Source organism: Arthrobacter sp. fls2-241-R2A-172 (genome assembly GCF_030208885.1).
Lineage (GTDB): Bacteria > Actinomycetota > Actinomycetes > Actinomycetales > Micrococcaceae > Arthrobacter.
The window spans coordinates 583,545-598,442 of record NZ_JARVTB010000001.1; the positions used below are offsets into that span (position 1 = coordinate 583,545).

The window sequence follows — 14,898 nt, forward strand, 5'->3', positions numbered from 1 at the left end:
ATAGGCGCGTTGGCGGGTAAAAAACAAAAGGAAGGGTTCCGCCGCGGCGGAACCCTTCCTTTTGTTGTATGGCTTTCGTGTGCCGCCTGCTAGTGGCCGGCTGCTGCCGACTCCGTGGAGGTAGCAGTGGTGGACGGCGTGGCCGATCCGGACGGCGAAGGCGTTGCCGAGCTGGACGGAAGGTACTTCTTGTATTCGGGAAGCGTGCCGTTGACAACAGGAATGTTGATCTGGGCGGAGTCGGAACCGCTGCGGACCGTGACCTTCGCCAGGCCGCCGGGTGCAGCGCCGGCCGTGCTGAGTACGGCAGCGTCGCTTTCCTCGTTCAGGTAGGTCTCCGACTTTGCCTTGACGGGGATTTCCGTCTGGGCGCCGTCCGCTCCGCTGATGGTCAGCGTTGCGTCGGAGTTGGACTGGTTGAATACGGCACCGATGACTCGGCCGGATTCCTTCTCGCCCGAAGCAACAATCAGCATGTTGCGCAGCTGCAGCTTGCCGAGATCAGCTTTGATCCCGTCCGATGCCGAGTACTGGTGGGTAGTCTGCTGGGCGTTGACGAATCCGCAGCCGGTGACGGACAGAAGACCGACGCCGATTGCAGCCGCCGCAATTGCCAGCTTGCCGCGCTGGACAGGGTTCATCGCAGTATTGCGCACGACACCTACTCCTCAAGAGTCATTGGAACACTTTTCAGCCATAGCCTATCGGCAAACCCGTCGAAATAAGGATTCGGGGAACGTATGTGGCGCAGTCAACGGGAACGATTTGTCCGACAGCTTCGCTGTTCGATGCATCTTTCCTTGATTACGTCAAGAGGTTGGACGAATCCCTTTTGGGCCTCTTTCCCAGTATTGGCGCGGCTGGAGAGCCCGTTCGATGCCAGTCGTATGCCTTAATCGTGATAGACTAATCTGCGGGAAAGGGGAAAGTCCACATGGTTTTTGAGGTCGGCGAGACAGTAGTTTACCCTCACCACGGTGCAGCAAAAATTGAGGAAATCAAGATGCGCACCATCAAGGGCGAAGAGAAGATGTATCTCAAGCTCAAGGTGGCTCAGGGTGATCTGACCATTGAAGTTCCAGCAGAGAACGTTGACCTTGTTGGGGTCCGGGACGTAGTGGGCAAAGAAGGCTTGGAGCACGTTTTTGACGTTCTCCGCGCCGAGTTCACTGAAGAGCCTACCAACTGGTCACGTCGTTACAAGGCGAACCTGGAGAAGCTTGCTTCGGGCGATGTCATCAAGGTGGCAGAGGTCGTTCGCGATCTTTGGCGTCGTGATCACGATCGCGGCCTTTCCGCAGGCGAGAAGCGCATGCTGGCCAAGGCGCGGCAGATTCTGATTTCAGAACTGGCCCTGGCTGAGAAGACGGATGAAGAGAAGGCTGCAAGCGTTCTTGACGAGGTCTTGGCTTCCTAAGAATTGAGCCCCGGTGGTGCGAAAGCGCCGCCGGGTTTCTTTTTGCCCAAAAACGTGGCCGCCGTTCCACGGAACCCGCCCGCCATGTGGGTATTCCAGCCAGAATGCGCATAACCTTGGGCGCATGACTCATCCTTCCAAGCGCGCCGTTACGGCCGTGATCGTGGTGGCAGCCGGTTCCGGCGAACGCCTCGGATACGGCATGCCCAAAGCCCAGGTTCCGCTGGGCGGGGAAACCATCCTGATGCACGCCCTGCGTGGCGTGGTGGCATCCGACGTCGCACGCCAGGTCTGCGTCGCCGTGCCCCAGGGCGACACTGCCCTCCGCGCGCTGATCGCCGAATTCACCGTTGACCTCGTTGACGGTGGCCCTGAAATTTCGGTCGTCGACGGCGGATCGACCCGCGCCGATTCCGTCCGCGCCGCTTTGGCTGCCTTGGAAGACGGGACCGAGTTCGTCCTCGTGCACGATGCCGCGCGCGCCCTGGCCCCGGAGCGCGTCTTCGAGCGGGTGGCCGAGGCCTTGGCCGCAGGCGCTAAAGCCGTCATCCCCACAATGCCCGTGGTCGACACGATCAAGACTGTCGCCGGGACCGACGGTGCGGATGCCTTGATCGCCCCTGAATTGGTCACCGGCACGGCTCCCCGCGAAGAGCTCCGCGCTGTACAGACCCCGCAGGGCTTTGAACTGGCTACGCTGCTCCGGGCCCACGAGGCTGCCGGGCTCTTCGACGGGAAGCAGGCCGCGGCCGTCACCGACGACGCCATGCTCGTTGAACTCCTTGGCGTCCCCGTTCATGCCGTTCGTGGGGCGAGCCAATCACTGAAAATCACGACGCCGCTGGACCTCATCATCGCTGAAGGTCTCCTCGAAGGTCCCTTGGGCATCCGGTGGGTGGAGGGATAGTGGCTGCCGAGAACATGCTGCTGCCCCGGACCGGTATCGGCATCGATGTCCACGCCTTTGCCCCCGACGACGACCCCCAGCCGCTCTGGTTGGGCGGGCTCCTTTGGGAAGGTGAGCAAGGGCTGTCCGGCCATTCCGACGGCGATTGCGTCGCCCACGCAGCTGCGGACGCGCTCTTCTCCGCCTGTGGCATCGGCGACCTCGGAACGCACTTCGGCACGGACCGTCCCGAGTACGCCGGGGCGTCGGGGGTCAAGCTTCTCGGGGAGGCCGCCCGGATCGTGCGCGAGGCAGGCTTCGAAATCGGCAACGTAGCCGTCCAGTTCGTCGCCATCCGACCAAAGTTCGGCCCCCGGCGCGAGGAATCCCAACGGGTCCTGAGCCAGGCCGCCAACGCTCCGGTCAGTGTCACCGCTACCACCAGCGACGGTCTGGGTTTCACCGGACGCGGCGAAGGTATCTCCGCCGTCGCCACTGCCCTCGTCTACCCGGCTGCCAGCTCCCACCCGGGACCGGCAAAAGGTGCGCCGCATGCCTAAGTCACCTACCGGCGTCGTACGTCCCGCCGTGCTGCTGTCCGCAGGGCTTGCCGCCGCGCTCCTGCTGGGTGGCTGTGCAGGGGCGCCAAGGATGGACGTGAAGGCCAGTTGCGACTTCCTGAATGGTGACGCCTTCAAACCGGACGGCAATCAACAACAGCAGTCAAAGCAGCTCGCTGAGCACTACCACGAGCTGGGGGACAAGCTGGCCCCGGAGATTGCCGATCCCATCAAGGAAATGGCCGCAATCATGGACAGGGCTGCTGCCTCGTCGCTGGGGGCGGCCACCCAGGAGCAACAGGAAAAGCTCAAGGTGCAGTTCAACAAGATCGGTGAATACTGCAAGTAGGCAGGTCACGCCGCGTCATCGGCTAATCTGGAGCGGTGACCCTGCGCTTTTATGACACCGCCTCCGCCGAAGTCCGCGACTTCGTTCCCCTCGAAGACGGCAAGGCCAGCGTCTACTACTGCGGAGCCACCGTCCAGGGAATGCCACACGTGGGTCACGTCCGGTCCGCCATCGCTTTCGACCAGCTGACCCGTTGGCTGGAATTCCGCGGCCTCCGCGTCACCGTGGTGCGCAACGTCACCGACATTGACGACAAAATCCTGGCCAAGTCCCAGCAGTCGTTTGGCCCGGACTGGGACGCTGAACCCACCGCCAAGCATGCCGAGGAATGGTGGGCTTTGGCCTACCGCTACGAGCAGGAATTCGAGAAAGCCTACGAATCCCTGGGCGTCCAGCGGCCCACCTACGAGCCCCGTGCAACCGGCCACATCCCCGAGATGCACGCACTCATCCAGCGACTCATCGACCGCGGCCATGCATACCCCGCCTTGGATGATTCCGGCGACGTCTACTTCGACGTGCGCTCCTGGAGCAAGTACGGCTCCCTGACGCGGCAGAACATTGATGACATGCAAGGCGCAGCCGACGCCGATCCTCGGGGCAAGCGCGACGCCCGCGACTTCGCGCTGTGGAAGGGTTACAAAGAAGGCGAGCCCGCCACCGCGAAGTGGGATTCGCCGTGGGGTGCGGGCCGTCCCGGCTGGCACCTCGAGTGCTCCGCCATGGTTACCAAGTACCTTGGCACGCGTTTCGATATCCACGGTGGGGGACTGGACCTCCGTTTCCCGCACCACGAGAACGAAATGGCCCAGTCCCAGGCTGCAGGCGACGAGTTTGCCAACTTCTGGATGCACAACGGCATGGTCACTTTCGAAGGCGAAAAGATGTCCAAGTCGATTGGCAATACAGTGAGCCCGGCCGAGATGCTCGAACTCGCTTCACCACGCGTGGTCCGTTACTACCTGGGCCAGGCGCACTACCGCTCCATCCTGGACTACCGGCCCACCTCGCTTCAGGAAGCTGCCGCGGCCGTGGAGCGCATTGACGGGTTCATTTCCAAAGCCACGGCAAAGGTGGGCATGGATGTCGTCGAGGTTGCACCTCAGGCCAACATGCCTGCAGCCTTCATTGCCGCCATGGATGACGACCTCAACGTGCCCCAGGCGCTCGGCGTGCTGCACGAAACCGTGCGTGCCGGAAATACGGCCTTGGCATCAGGCGACCTGGAGGCGACCAAGGCAGCGCTTGCTGGCGTGATGTCCATGACAGAGGTCCTCGGCCTGGATTCCGTCAAGCAGCCCGAAGCTACCCGGGGCAGGGAGCACGCCGCGCTGGAAGTCCTGGTGGAAGCCCAACTCCAGGCGCGCGCAGCAGCGAGGGCCAGCAAGGACTGGGCAGCATCCGACGCGATCCGTGACACGCTCGCTGCCGCCGGCGTCGTCGTCGAAGATGGTGCGGACGGCGCTACCTGGAGCCTGAAGCGCGACTGACAAGGGGCCTCGACGGCCGAATTGCATTGGGTCAGTAGACTTGATTCCAGACTTACTCACGAAATCAAGGATGGAATCTCATGGCCAATAATGGTCGCCGGTCGGTCAAGCAGAAGAAGGGCCCCACCACCGGAACCGGTGGCCACGGCCGCAAGGCCCTGGAAGGCAAGGGTCCCACGCCCAAGGCGGAGGAACGGACCTACCACAAGGCATACAAGAACAAACAGCTGGCTGAGCGCTCGGCTGCCAAGCGCGGGCCTGCACGTCCGGGCACGGGCGCACGCTCAGGTCCCAAGGGTCGCGCAACGGAAGAACTGGTCACCGGCCGTAACTCGGTTGTCGAGGCGCTCCGCGCCGGCATCCCGGCCAAGGCCCTGCACGTAGCCATCCGCATTGAGATGGACGACCGCGTCAAGGAATCCCTGAAGCTCGCAGCCGAGCGCGGCATCCCGCTGCTCGAAACCGGCAAGCCCGAGCTCGACCGCATGACTGAAGAGGCTGTCCACCAGGGCCTCGTACTGCAGATCCCGCCCTACGAATACCAGGACGCGTACGACCTCGCCGAGGAAACCATCGCCAAATGGAAGAAGGGGCACATCTCCAACGCCCCCATCTTCGTGGCCCTCGACGGCATCACCGACCCCCGCAACCTCGGCGCAATCATCCGCTCCGTCTCCGCGTTCAGCGGCCACGGCGTGATCGTCCCCGAGCGTCGCTCCGTCGGCGTCACAGCGTCCGCTTGGAAGACCAGCGCCGGTGCCGCTGTCCGCGTGCCCGTGGCCCGCGCGTCGAACCTCAACAACGCGCTCAAGCAGTTCAAGAACATGGGCATCTACGTCCTGGGCCTGGACGGCGACGGCGATGTTTCGTTGCCCGACCTCACCGTAGCCACCGAACCGGTATGCATCGTGGTTGGCTCCGAAGGCAAGGGCCTCAGCCGATTGGTCCGCGAAAACTGCGACCAGATCGTGTCGATCCCGATTGATTCCGCCATGGAGTCGCTCAACGCATCCATGGCCGTGGGAATCTCGCTGTACGAAGTATCGAGGCAGCGCGCCGCCAAGTAGGCCCTAAGGCGCCGCAAGCGCCATCCTCCGCGTGCTCCCCACCGTCCCCCTAGCCTCGCAAGCTCGGCAAGGGAACCCTGACGGCGTGGGCCCCGTCCTCGCTTGGACGCACGCTTCCGGATGACGCCTGCGGCGCCTTTCGCGTGCCTGCACCCAACGCTCTCTCACTTCCCGCCTGTTTGGGGCGGACGCTCGCTCACTTCCCGCCTGTTTGGGGTGGACGCTCGCTCAGTTCTCGCCGGGATGTGGAGGAGCGTTGGGCTCAAGGGGTAGGGATGTGAAGGAGCGTTGGGCTCAAGGGGTAGGGACGTGAGAGAGGGACGGCCGGAAGGGGTAGGGATGTGAGAGAGGGCTAGAAGTCGCGGCGGTTGGCCAGTACGGGGAGTTTTTGGCGGGCTTCTTCGACATCGGCGGGGTCGAGGTCGGCGAAGATGAGGCCGGGTTCGCTTTCGAGCGATTCCAGGACCTGGCCGAAGGGGGATACGACGGCGGAGTACCCGACTCCCGTGGGCGCGGTGCCTTTGGCTTCGATGCCTTGGGTGGCTGGGTCGGCCTGGCCACAAGCGAGCACGAACGTGGTGGTGTCCACGGCGCGGGCCCTGGCCAGAAGCTGCCATTGCTCGGCCTTGCCGGGTCCTGATCCCCATGACGCGGACACGATGTTCACCACGGCGCCGCGTTGGGCGTTGGCCGTGAAGAGTGCAGGAAAACGGATGTCGTAGCAGGTGGCCAAACCGAAGGTGACGCCGCCGGCGTCGAACGTCACCGGGTCTGTACCGGCCTCAACGGTGTCCGATTCCGCAAAGCCGAACGCGTCGAAGAGGTGGATCTTGTCGTAACTGGCCTCGAGGCCGGGCCCGGTGGCCAGAAGCGTGTTCCGCACCCGCGGCTTACCTGCCTCGGAGGGAGTGCCGGGTGTGAACATACCCGCGACGATCACCACATCAAGCTCCGCAGCGAGGGCGCGCACGCGGCTGGCCCACGGTCCGTCGAGGGGTTCGGCGATGTCCAACAGCGAGTTCCCGAACGCGCGCATCATGGCCTCCGGGAAAACCACAAGCCCGGCTCCGCCCTCCTTGGCGCGGCGGGCGTACTCCTCCAGGAGCCGCAGATTTTCGGTCAGATCCCGGCCGGTGATGACTTGGGCGAGTGCAACGCGCACCATTGAACCTCCAGTTGTCTCCGTTCCAGTATGCCAAGTAATGAATTCACTGGGCCGAACGTCGTCACATGAGCGCCGGACGCGGCACATAGTGGGCGTGGAACTAAACTTGCAATCAATGGTTATGCCTATCTTTGACACAGAAGCTGCCGTCGACGCGTCGCGTCCCCGGCCCCTCGGACTGAGCACGCCCCAGTCCGGCCTTTCCGGTGCGCCGGATGCGCAGGACCATGAAGTGAATGTGGCCGTCTTCGCGCCTGACTTGGAGCGGGTGGAGGTTGCCTTCCAGTCCCCGGGTGCCCCATGGCGCGCGCAGGTTCTTCCCAATGTGGAAGATGGCGTGCACTTCGGGCTGATCGCCGGAATGCCGCCCGGCACCCGTTATGGTTTCCGCGAGGCACCCGCAGAGGCTGGCCTCCCCATGCCGGTTCCTGCTTTGGACCTGGACGACGACGGCGGGACCGGGCTGCTGCTCGATCCTTACGGTCGCGCTGTGGACCAGCGGGGCGAGTTCCTCACGAGCGTCCACATGGACAACAGTTTTGATTGGGGCGACGACCAGCCGCCAAGGACGCCCTTGCGGACGTCCGTGATTTATGAAGCCCACATCCGTGGGCAGACGATGCTTCACCCGGACATCCCGGAGCACCTCCGCGGCACGTACGCGGGGATGGCGCATCCTGTCATGATCCAGCACCTCACGGAGCTGGGGATTACCGCGGTTCAGTTGTTGCCCATCCACTTCCACTTGGATGAGGCGCACCTGCAGGACCTTGGCATGACCAACTACTGGGGCTACAACACGGCGGCATTCTTTGCCCCGCATGCCGACTACGCCACCGAGGCCGCCCGGAACGCTGGCCCGCACGCCGTGCAGGATGAGCTCAAGGGCATGATCAAGTTGCTGCATGCGGCCGGCATCGAGGTGATCCTCGATGTTGTGTATAACCACACAGCCGAGGCCGGACCTGACGGGCCCGCCATCAGCTTCCGGGGGTTGGCTGAGAAGCGGTACTATCGGCACGACGCCCACGGACGCTACCTGGACACCACCGGCTGCGGAAACACGTTGGACTTCAGCGATCCCGTGGTAGTGGACCTCGCCCTGGATTCCTTGCGTTACTGGGTGAACGACTTCCACGTGGACGGTTTCCGCTTCGACCTTGCGGTGACCCTCTGCCGTGACGCGGGGAACACGTTCGACCCCCAGCACCCGTTCCTGCAAGCCATCGCCGAAGACCCGGTGTTGTCTGAGGTCAAGCTCATCGCTGAGCCGTGGGATGTAGGCTACGGCGGCTGGCAGACAGGCCGCTTCCCGCATGGCTGGTCGGACTGGAATGACCACTTCCGCGACGGCGTACGCAGCTTCTGGCTGTCCGACCGCGCCGCCTTTGAGGCCGGTGGCCAGGGTGGCTCCGTGGCGTCGTTGGCTGAGCTCATGGCCGGTTCAGCCAATCTCTTCGCATCATCCGGGCGCACGCGCCTTGCCTCGGTCAACTTCATCACGGCCCACGATGGCTTCACGTTGAAGGACCTGGTCAGCTACGACCGTAAGCACAATGAGGCCAACGGGGAGCAGAACCGCGACGGGCACGGCGACAACCGGAGCTACAACCACGGAGTGGAGGGCCGCAGCGAGAATGAGGCGATTGTTGCCGCCCGTTCCTTGTCCATCCGCAACCTGATGGCCACGTTGCTGCTGTCCTTCGGTGTCCCCATGATCACGGCCGGCGACGAGCTTGGCCGAACGCAGCAGGGCAACAACAATGCTTACTGCCAGGACAATCCCACGGCCTGGCTCGACTGGAGCCGCACGCAGGAAGCCAACGCCATGTTCCGGACCACACGGGAGCTGGTCAGGCTTCGCAGGTGGTTCCTGAGGCGCCAGCCTGAGAGCTTCCCCGGCCAGGCGAATGACGCGAGCCTGCAGTGGTTCGATGACAAGGGCAAACGGATGACTCCGGCCCGCTGGAACGATCCCAACGTCCGCTCGGTCCAACTGCTGATGGGCCATGAAGACAGTGAGATCCGGGGCCTGATCGTCGTGAACGGCAGCAACCACGACGTGAAGATGATCTTGCCCGAGATCCTGAGCGAGTCGGGCATCGGCAAGCGGATGTTTGAACTCCGCTTCACCACATCGGTGCTGCACGAGCGTCGCAAGGGCGCGTTGGTGGCGTCGGGCGAGAGGGATATCCTGCAAGCCAACACCATCAACGTCTACCGCACGTAGCCCCACCGAACAGGAAATCCCCACATGAACCGCAGCCGCAGCAAACTGGTGGCTTTCGCGGGGCTGGTGATCGCCGTCGTCGTACTTGTGGTTGCCATGGTGGGCGGCGGCGCCCTGACCGCCCCCTCTACCGCGCCGCCGACGCCTTCCAGCGCGCAAACCACGACGCCGGTACCTGGCGCCGTTTCCACGGCGGCTGCCGGCGTGGCGAACCCTTCCAGCCTGCCCACGATCAACGCGTCGCAGCTCCCTAAGGAAGCCCGGCAGACACTGGCCCTGATCGCGAAGGGTGGCCCGTACCCGTACGGTGAAGATGATGGAAACTTCGGTAATTTCGAAGGACTTCTCCCTAAGAAGGCGAGCGGCTTCTATAAGGAGTACACCGTTGTCACACCCGGCGCGTCCAACCGCGGCGCACGCCGGATCATCGTGGGCAAGGACACCGCCAAGTACTACACCGCCGACCATTACGAGTCGTTCAAGTTCATTGTCGAAGGCAAGTAGGAGCCCATGAAAATCTATTCAGCAGACACTTGGACCCTTGAAGAACTCAAGGAACAGGTCTCCGACGCCGGCCGCCGCACCCTCCTGGTACCGCCCGCCAACACCAAGCAGTCAGTGTTGGAAGTCTTCGCCCAGGTCCTCGACTTCCCCGAGTTCTACGGCGTGAACCTGGACGCCTTGAACGACTCCCTGCACGACTACGCGGACGCCTTGTCACAGGACGACGGCGGCCCGGTCACCATGATCTGGCAGGTCCCGGCGGCCTACCGAACGGACCGCTCCTTCGGCGTGGTCTGCGAGATCCTGCAGGACGCAGAGCGTTACGCGGGCCGGGACCTGGCAGTGATCGCGGTTTTCCAGAACTAGTCGCTCCGACGTCACAAGTGGTTCCCACCTGAGTTGTGGCAACCGCCGAAATATCCTAAGTGGTGCGAGCGGCCCAATCGTGACGCGAAAAATTGAATATTTCTTTGTTTGTTCCCTTTGTTTCAAAAGGTTGAAATTAAAAGTGTCGGGAGATACATTCTTGCAGAGGCAATTATGTGCCTCGTCACTTGCGAATTGGGGAACGCGCGGACGTAATTGCAAACCTCATGGCGCACGAGCTGAATGAGGATCAGTAAATATGAAAAAGCTCTCACGGGTGGCTGCTGTCGTCGCGCTTTCCACTGGGGCCCTTTTGCCGCCGGCCAGTCGGCGAATGCCAGTATCTTTTACGATAACAATGATTACGGCGGCGCGACGTACGGAGCCGACAATTCGACCTGGATGGGGTCCTTTGACAATAAGGCGAGTTCAGTAAAAAACTTCGGCTACTACGTAACCTGGTGGCAAGACATTAACTACGGCGGAGCTGGCTTCGGCAGCTCCAACGACTATAGCGCCATGGGTTGGTACGTGCCCTTCCTGGGAACGTGGAATGACAACATCAGCAGCTTCCATCGGGGATAAGTCCAGCAGCACTCTGTCCGCTTAGCACAGAGTGAGCACCACCATGCTTTGACCTGCCGATCAAAGTATCTGCAGGTCAAAGTTGCTGTCTGAGAAGTGGCTAGGCGACTCAGTCGAGGCGCTCGAAGTGAGATTGGAAGCGGAAGTGCCGAGAAGAATTCCTGAACGAAGGACGCGCTGGGCTGTGCTTGTTTCGGTCTCGCTAGCCATGGCCGTAGCTTTGGCTATTTCATCCTGTTCTGGGGCCGCGGACAGTCCAATCACCCCAGACCCATCTGGAAAAGTGAATCTGGACTACGAGAATTCTCTGATTGTGTTTCCTGTCGATTCGTATGGAATCTCGGCTCGTGATCGCTCTCAAATTCTCCTCGCGCGGGAAGTCATTATGACTACGTGCATGAAGAAATTTGGCTTCATCGACGATCCGAACGCTGCTTATCCCAGGGCAGAGAACCGGAACTTTGGCGTGTGGAACGTTGATCGCGTGAGGCAGCACGGCTTCCGGCTTATTGGAGAAGACTCTCAATCGAACCGGAAGCACGATGAGGCGGGTGCGTGGGGCGACGCCAGATATGAGTGTCTCGCCAGTGAAAAGAGCAAGATCGATGAAATCACTCCACCGGACGATCTTATGAACGGGGGCACTGCAGCAGAAATTGCCTTGAAGAGCCTGAGCATGGCATCAGAAACCTCTGCCTGGAAAGCCGCCAAAGATGACTGGGACAATTGCATCTCAGCGGCCGGCTTGACGCCGGGACGGGACGCCGCCACCGCGATGTGGTCGAGCCAGCAGTCCTTTGACCTGCAGGTGAGGACAGATCAGCAAAACCCGTCGAAGGCGGACGCTGCTGAGGGCATCCGAATCGCCACGATTGAAGCCGAATGCAATCAGGAGGTACGGCTAACCCAAACGCTCGGCGATATTCAAGCAAGCTACCAGTTGCCGCTCATAAGGCAGAATGAGGCAGTTCTTATTGAGCTCAAGAAGAAGAGCCAGAAGTACGTGGATGCCGCTGAGAAGTTGTTGAAAGAGACGCAGTGAAGGATGCCCAGCCCAAGAGAGCGGCGGCAGCTGTTGGCTTGACTCGGCTCTCGCGACGGTGGCTGGTCGTCCTTTTGGCACTGACCGCAGTCATTTCGGCGGGGGTGGGCTTGCTGGCTGGGCGCGTCTTTGATCAATCAGATGTCATTCGGCCAGAGAACTCTATGGCCGAAGTCCCCGTCTATGCAAAGGTTGAAAACCGTATTGTCGACGATCGGCTAACGTTCGCCGGAGTTATCAAAGCCGGACCGGAAGTGCCGATCCTCATCGATCTAGAGGGACAAGAACCAATTGTCGTGCGTCAGACGCTTAAGGCGGGGGAAGCGTTAGAGTGGGGCGACCTTGCGGGGGTAGTTTCCGGCAAGCCCTATTTCGTTCTGCCGGGTCCGCTCCCGTTGTATCGGGATCTCTCTCAAGGCGATGAGGGAGATGACGTGTTGGCTCTGCAACGGGCGCTTACGCAAATGGGGTACGTCACCCGCGAAACTGGTCACTTGGACAGCGCAACCATAGCAGCAGCATCCTCTTTCTTTGCCAGCGAGGGTTTCACCTTGAACAGCGGCCGAGTGCCCGCCGAGAAGAGTCACCAAGTCGAACCAGGAGCTACACCGGAAAATCCGGCACCAGACGGCTCGAAAGGGTGTCGATCCCGTTCAGGCAACTGCTGGCCCTCCCCGTCGCTAGCGCGACCGTAATCTCCGCGGTGGAAATAGGGCAGAAAGTGACCGTCCAAAGCCCTCTGGCCACGTTTCAAACCGAAAACAACTTCGTCGAGTTCATTGCTGAGGGCCAGCAGGCGGAATCCCTCAGGACTGGGCAGGATGTCACTATCAGGGTCGCGGAGAAGGAACTGACAGGACGGATCACAGCAGTAGGTCCATTTACGGATGCGGGTAATGGGCAACGTGTGGGATATCCCGTGACGGTAGAGGCCATAACTAAGGCAGATCTGGCCTTGTTGACCCCCAATTTAAGCGTCACTGTGGCAGGTAAGGGTAGTGCGGCACAGGCTCTCGCAGTGCCGTTATCCGGTATTCGACAGGATGCCGATGGGGCTTACGTTCTCAGAAGTTCGGGGGGCGATAGAAGTACAAAGGACCCCGCAGCACGCGTCCCCATCACGGTTCTTCGGTCAGGGGGAGGTTTCGCCGCGGTCACTGGTGATCTCAGCGAGGGGGACGAGGTCCAAATATCGTGACGACTTCGCGATCGGCGCTCCTCGCACATGGAGCGGGAGAAGCGGGATTCGATGAAACATTGGCCATCAGCTTGGCAGGAGTTTCGCGCACATATCCAGGCGGCGGGCCCCCGGCTCTATCTGACGTCTCACTGGCGATTCAGTCCGGTGAGTTCGTGTCCATTGTGGGTCCCTCAGGCTCGGGGAAATCGACGCTTTTGAACATCATGGGCTTATTGGACAGGCCCAGCTCCGGACGCCTCGTAATTCGTGGGCAGGCCGCCGGAGCCGCTTCAGAACGAAACCTCGACACGGTGCGCCTGGACTCCATCGGGTTTGTTTTCCAGTCGTCTAACGTCATCGGTGACCAAAGCGTGATAAGCAATGCCGCTATCGGGCTGCGGGTCCAGGGCGTGCCGATGGACGAACGAGCAGAGACTGCATTGGACGCGCTGGAGTTCGTGGGGCTGGAGCATAAGCGCATGGTGCAAGCTAAACTCCTGTCAGGCGGAGAACGGCAACGCCTTGCAATAGCAAGAGCAATCGCAACGCACCCGCAGATCATCCTTGCCGACGAGCCGACAGGCAATCTTGATTCCGACAACGGTCAACGGGTCATCGAATACCTTCGGAAGCTCAACTCCGAGGGTGTCACCGTAATTATCATCACCCATGATTTGAATGTGGCGAACCAAGCAAATCGCCGGATCGAGATCCAGGACGGTCGAATCACGAGTGACGCCGAAACCAATAATCATCCCAGGCCGCGACGTAAGGTCCCGGCCCACCCAGCGCCCTTCGTTATGTCAAGCCAGCAGTCATGGGCGTCACGCATCGCTCAGTCCCTTTTGGATGATTGGGGTGATGCGCTCACCGCGCTCTCCGCTCGTACCATCCGAACGACCCTCCTCATCCTTGCCTTTGCCATCGCCATTGGCGGGATGACTGGCGCCCTTGGTATCAGTTCAACCACTTCGAATGCCATTAACACTCGGCTGGCGATTGCGTCACAGGATACTCTGTCCATGACTGTCGGAGACGGACCTGTTGTGCTTCCGAGCGATTTCGATGAACTTCGTTCCGGGGTAGATCGCATTACCCGCGTTCCTCATGTAGTTGGCGCATCCTATGTTTACTCAGCGGTTCCGGCAGACGTACGTATTACACGGGTTGGACCTTCCGATCTGGAACCTGAAACGCCGTTGTCACTTCATTCCTCCTCGAAGAACTACTTCGATGACTTCGGTATACGGCTAATTCCCGACAACAGCCGGACTGCCCTCGACAACCCACGAGCTGGTCCCCTCGCAATAGTCTCGACCAAGGCAGCAAAAGCGCTCGACATCCCGTATAGCAGGAAAACGGGTCCGGTTGAGGGGGCGAGCATATGGATCGATGACCGGCTTGTGCCCGTTATTGGTGTATTCGATCCCGGTCCAAATTTTCCTGAGTACGCCAACTCCGTCTTCGTAGACGCCAGCATAATGCGTGCCGTATCCAGGACCGACCTAAAAATTCAAGTTAGAACTGAAAAGGGCTTCTCGGCTGCGATCGCGCAAGTTGCACCGCTGGCGTACTCGCCGAGCGACCCCGGAAAGGCGCAGGTGGACGTCACCGCCGATATTCAGTCGATCAGGCAGGGTGTCTCAAATGACCTCGGGTCCCTCATTGCTTTGCTGTCGCTTGTCCTGATGCTCCTGGCCGTTATCACTGCGGCTTCCTCGATGTACCTGACGGTTCAGAACCGGTCGGCAGAGGTAGCCCTCCGACGAGCGATCGGCTCAAGTCGATGGCTGATTTGCCGGTCCTTCATTCTTGAGGGCTTCATCGTTGGAATAACAGCAGGTTTGCTTGGCGGCATCATCGGAACCATGACCACGCTCGGGGTCTCTTGGATCCAGTCCTGGCCGCCTGTGTTGCCGTCAGATCTCTGGCTCGTCGGAATCCTTCTAGGTACGGCCACCGGTATTGTGAGTGCCATATATCCTGCCTGGGTCGCCAGCCGCAAGGATCCCGCTATTGCAATTCGGGGCTAGCAAGCCCACACTCAAACGTCGCTG

At 61.1% G+C, this 14,898-nt stretch carries 15 protein-coding genes; 13 read left to right on the forward strand and 2 right to left on the reverse strand.

What is annotated here, in order from left to right:
- Positions 1-89: 89 nt before the first annotated feature.
- Positions 90-641, reverse strand: coding sequence for a hypothetical protein (locus tag QRM57_RS02775; RefSeq protein ID WP_284985537.1), 552 nt, complete (start codon positions 639-641; stop codon positions 90-92).
- A gap of 293 nt (positions 642-934) precedes the next feature.
- Between QRM57_RS02775 and QRM57_RS02780 the strand changes: the two genes are divergently transcribed.
- The 6 genes from QRM57_RS02780 to rlmB all read left to right on the forward strand — a co-directional run bounded on the left by QRM57_RS02780 (position 935) and on the right by rlmB (position 5,769).
- On the forward strand, positions 935-1,417 hold the full coding sequence (locus QRM57_RS02780) for a CarD family transcriptional regulator (RefSeq protein WP_011690592.1): 483 nt from the start codon (positions 935-937) through the stop codon (positions 1,415-1,417).
- A 124-nt stretch (positions 1,418-1,541) separates the two neighbouring features.
- Positions 1,542-2,324, forward strand: a complete 783-nt coding sequence (ispD, locus tag QRM57_RS02785; RefSeq protein WP_235520094.1) for a 2-C-methyl-D-erythritol 4-phosphate cytidylyltransferase — start codon at positions 1,542-1,544, stop codon at positions 2,322-2,324.
- A 14-nt stretch (positions 2,325-2,338) separates the two neighbouring features.
- Positions 2,339-2,863: a 2-C-methyl-D-erythritol 2,4-cyclodiphosphate synthase gene (ispF, locus tag QRM57_RS02790; protein ID WP_284985538.1), complete on the forward strand. Its 525-nt coding sequence runs from the start codon at positions 2,339-2,341 to the stop codon at positions 2,861-2,863.
- Complete coding sequence (locus tag QRM57_RS02795; protein WP_284985504.1) at positions 2,856-3,212, forward strand: hypothetical protein; 357 nt, start codon at positions 2,856-2,858, stop codon at positions 3,210-3,212. Before ispF ends, QRM57_RS02795 begins: the two co-directional genes overlap by 8 nt.
- A 35-nt stretch (positions 3,213-3,247) precedes the next feature.
- Positions 3,248-4,702 carry a cysteine--tRNA ligase gene (gene cysS / locus QRM57_RS02800; RefSeq protein WP_284985505.1) on the forward strand — a complete coding sequence of 485 codons (1,455 nt, stop codon included), beginning with the start codon at positions 3,248-3,250 and terminating at the stop codon, positions 4,700-4,702.
- An 80-nt stretch (positions 4,703-4,782) separates the two neighbouring features.
- On the forward strand, positions 4,783-5,769 hold the full coding sequence (rlmB, locus tag QRM57_RS02805) for a 23S rRNA (guanosine(2251)-2'-O)-methyltransferase RlmB (RefSeq protein ID WP_284985506.1): 987 nt from the start codon (positions 4,783-4,785) through the stop codon (positions 5,767-5,769).
- A 352-nt stretch (positions 5,770-6,121) separates the two neighbouring features.
- On the opposite strand, the gene QRM57_RS02810 is transcribed toward rlmB, so the two are convergent.
- On the reverse strand, positions 6,122-6,931 hold the full coding sequence (locus tag QRM57_RS02810; RefSeq protein WP_284985539.1) for a carbon-nitrogen hydrolase family protein: 810 nt from the start codon (positions 6,929-6,931) through the stop codon (positions 6,122-6,124).
- A 118-nt stretch (positions 6,932-7,049) separates the two neighbouring features.
- On the opposite strand from QRM57_RS02810, the gene glgX reads away from it, so the two are divergent.
- The 7 genes from glgX (at position 7,050) to QRM57_RS02845 (ending at position 14,874) form a co-directional block, all read left to right on the forward strand.
- The gene (gene glgX / locus QRM57_RS02815; protein WP_284985507.1) at positions 7,050-9,164 is read left to right on the forward strand and encodes a glycogen debranching protein GlgX; all 2,115 of its coding nucleotides are present in this window, start codon (positions 7,050-7,052) and stop codon (positions 9,162-9,164) included.
- Between the two features lie 24 nt (positions 9,165-9,188).
- Positions 9,189-9,668: a guanyl-specific ribonuclease gene (locus QRM57_RS02820; RefSeq protein ID WP_257370346.1), complete on the forward strand. Its 480-nt coding sequence runs from the start codon at positions 9,189-9,191 to the stop codon at positions 9,666-9,668.
- Positions 9,669-9,674: 6 nt separating this feature from the next.
- Positions 9,675-10,034: a barstar family protein gene (locus QRM57_RS02825; protein WP_284985508.1), complete on the forward strand. Its 360-nt coding sequence runs from the start codon at positions 9,675-9,677 to the stop codon at positions 10,032-10,034.
- Positions 10,035-10,277: 243 nt separating this feature from the next.
- Positions 10,278-10,619 (forward strand): hypothetical protein, encoded by a 342-nt coding sequence (locus tag QRM57_RS02830; protein ID WP_284985509.1) that lies wholly within the window; start codon positions 10,278-10,280, stop codon positions 10,617-10,619.
- 397 nt (positions 10,620-11,016) lie between these two features.
- Positions 11,017-11,661, forward strand: a complete 645-nt coding sequence (locus QRM57_RS02835; protein WP_284985510.1) for a hypothetical protein — start codon at positions 11,017-11,019, stop codon at positions 11,659-11,661.
- 640 nt (positions 11,662-12,301) lie between these two features.
- A complete protein-coding gene (locus QRM57_RS02840) occupies positions 12,302-12,859 on the forward strand; it encodes an efflux RND transporter periplasmic adaptor subunit (protein WP_284985511.1) in 558 nt (185 codons plus the stop codon).
- Positions 12,856-14,874, forward strand: coding sequence for an ABC transporter ATP-binding protein/permease (locus QRM57_RS02845; protein WP_284985512.1), 2,019 nt, complete (start codon positions 12,856-12,858; stop codon positions 14,872-14,874). Before QRM57_RS02840 ends, QRM57_RS02845 begins: the two co-directional genes overlap by 4 nt.
- Positions 14,875-14,898: the final 24 nt, after the last annotated feature.

Bases quoted from the DNA above. Each gene is read 5' to 3' on its own strand.
- QRM57_RS02830 (WP_284985509.1), top strand. From the start codon at position 10,278: ATGAGGATCAGTAAATATGAAAAAGCTCTCACGGGTGGCTGCTGTCGT.
- QRM57_RS02825 (WP_284985508.1), top strand. From the start codon at position 9,675: ATGAAAATCTATTCAGCAGACACTTGGACCCTTGAAGAACTCAAGGAA.
- QRM57_RS02820 (WP_257370346.1), top strand. From the start codon at position 9,189: ATGAACCGCAGCCGCAGCAAACTGGTGGCTTTCGCGGGGCTGGTGATC.
- QRM57_RS02795 (WP_284985504.1), top strand. From the start codon at position 2,856: ATGCCTAAGTCACCTACCGGCGTCGTACGTCCCGCCGTGCTGCTGTCC.
- QRM57_RS02780 (WP_011690592.1), top strand. From the start codon at position 935: ATGGTTTTTGAGGTCGGCGAGACAGTAGTTTACCCTCACCACGGTGCA.
- ispF (WP_284985538.1), top strand. From the start codon at position 2,339: ATGCTGCTGCCCCGGACCGGTATCGGCATCGATGTCCACGCCTTTGCC.
- QRM57_RS02835 (WP_284985510.1), top strand. From the start codon at position 11,017: ATGAAGAAATTTGGCTTCATCGACGATCCGAACGCTGCTTATCCCAGG.
- rlmB (WP_284985506.1), top strand. From the start codon at position 4,783: ATGGCCAATAATGGTCGCCGGTCGGTCAAGCAGAAGAAGGGCCCCACC.
- QRM57_RS02775 (WP_284985537.1), bottom strand. From the start codon at position 641: ATGAACCCTGTCCAGCGCGGCAAGCTGGCAATTGCGGCGGCTGCAATC.
- glgX (WP_284985507.1), top strand. From the start codon at position 7,050: ATGGTTATGCCTATCTTTGACACAGAAGCTGCCGTCGACGCGTCGCGT.
- ispD (WP_235520094.1), top strand. From the start codon at position 1,542: ATGACTCATCCTTCCAAGCGCGCCGTTACGGCCGTGATCGTGGTGGCA.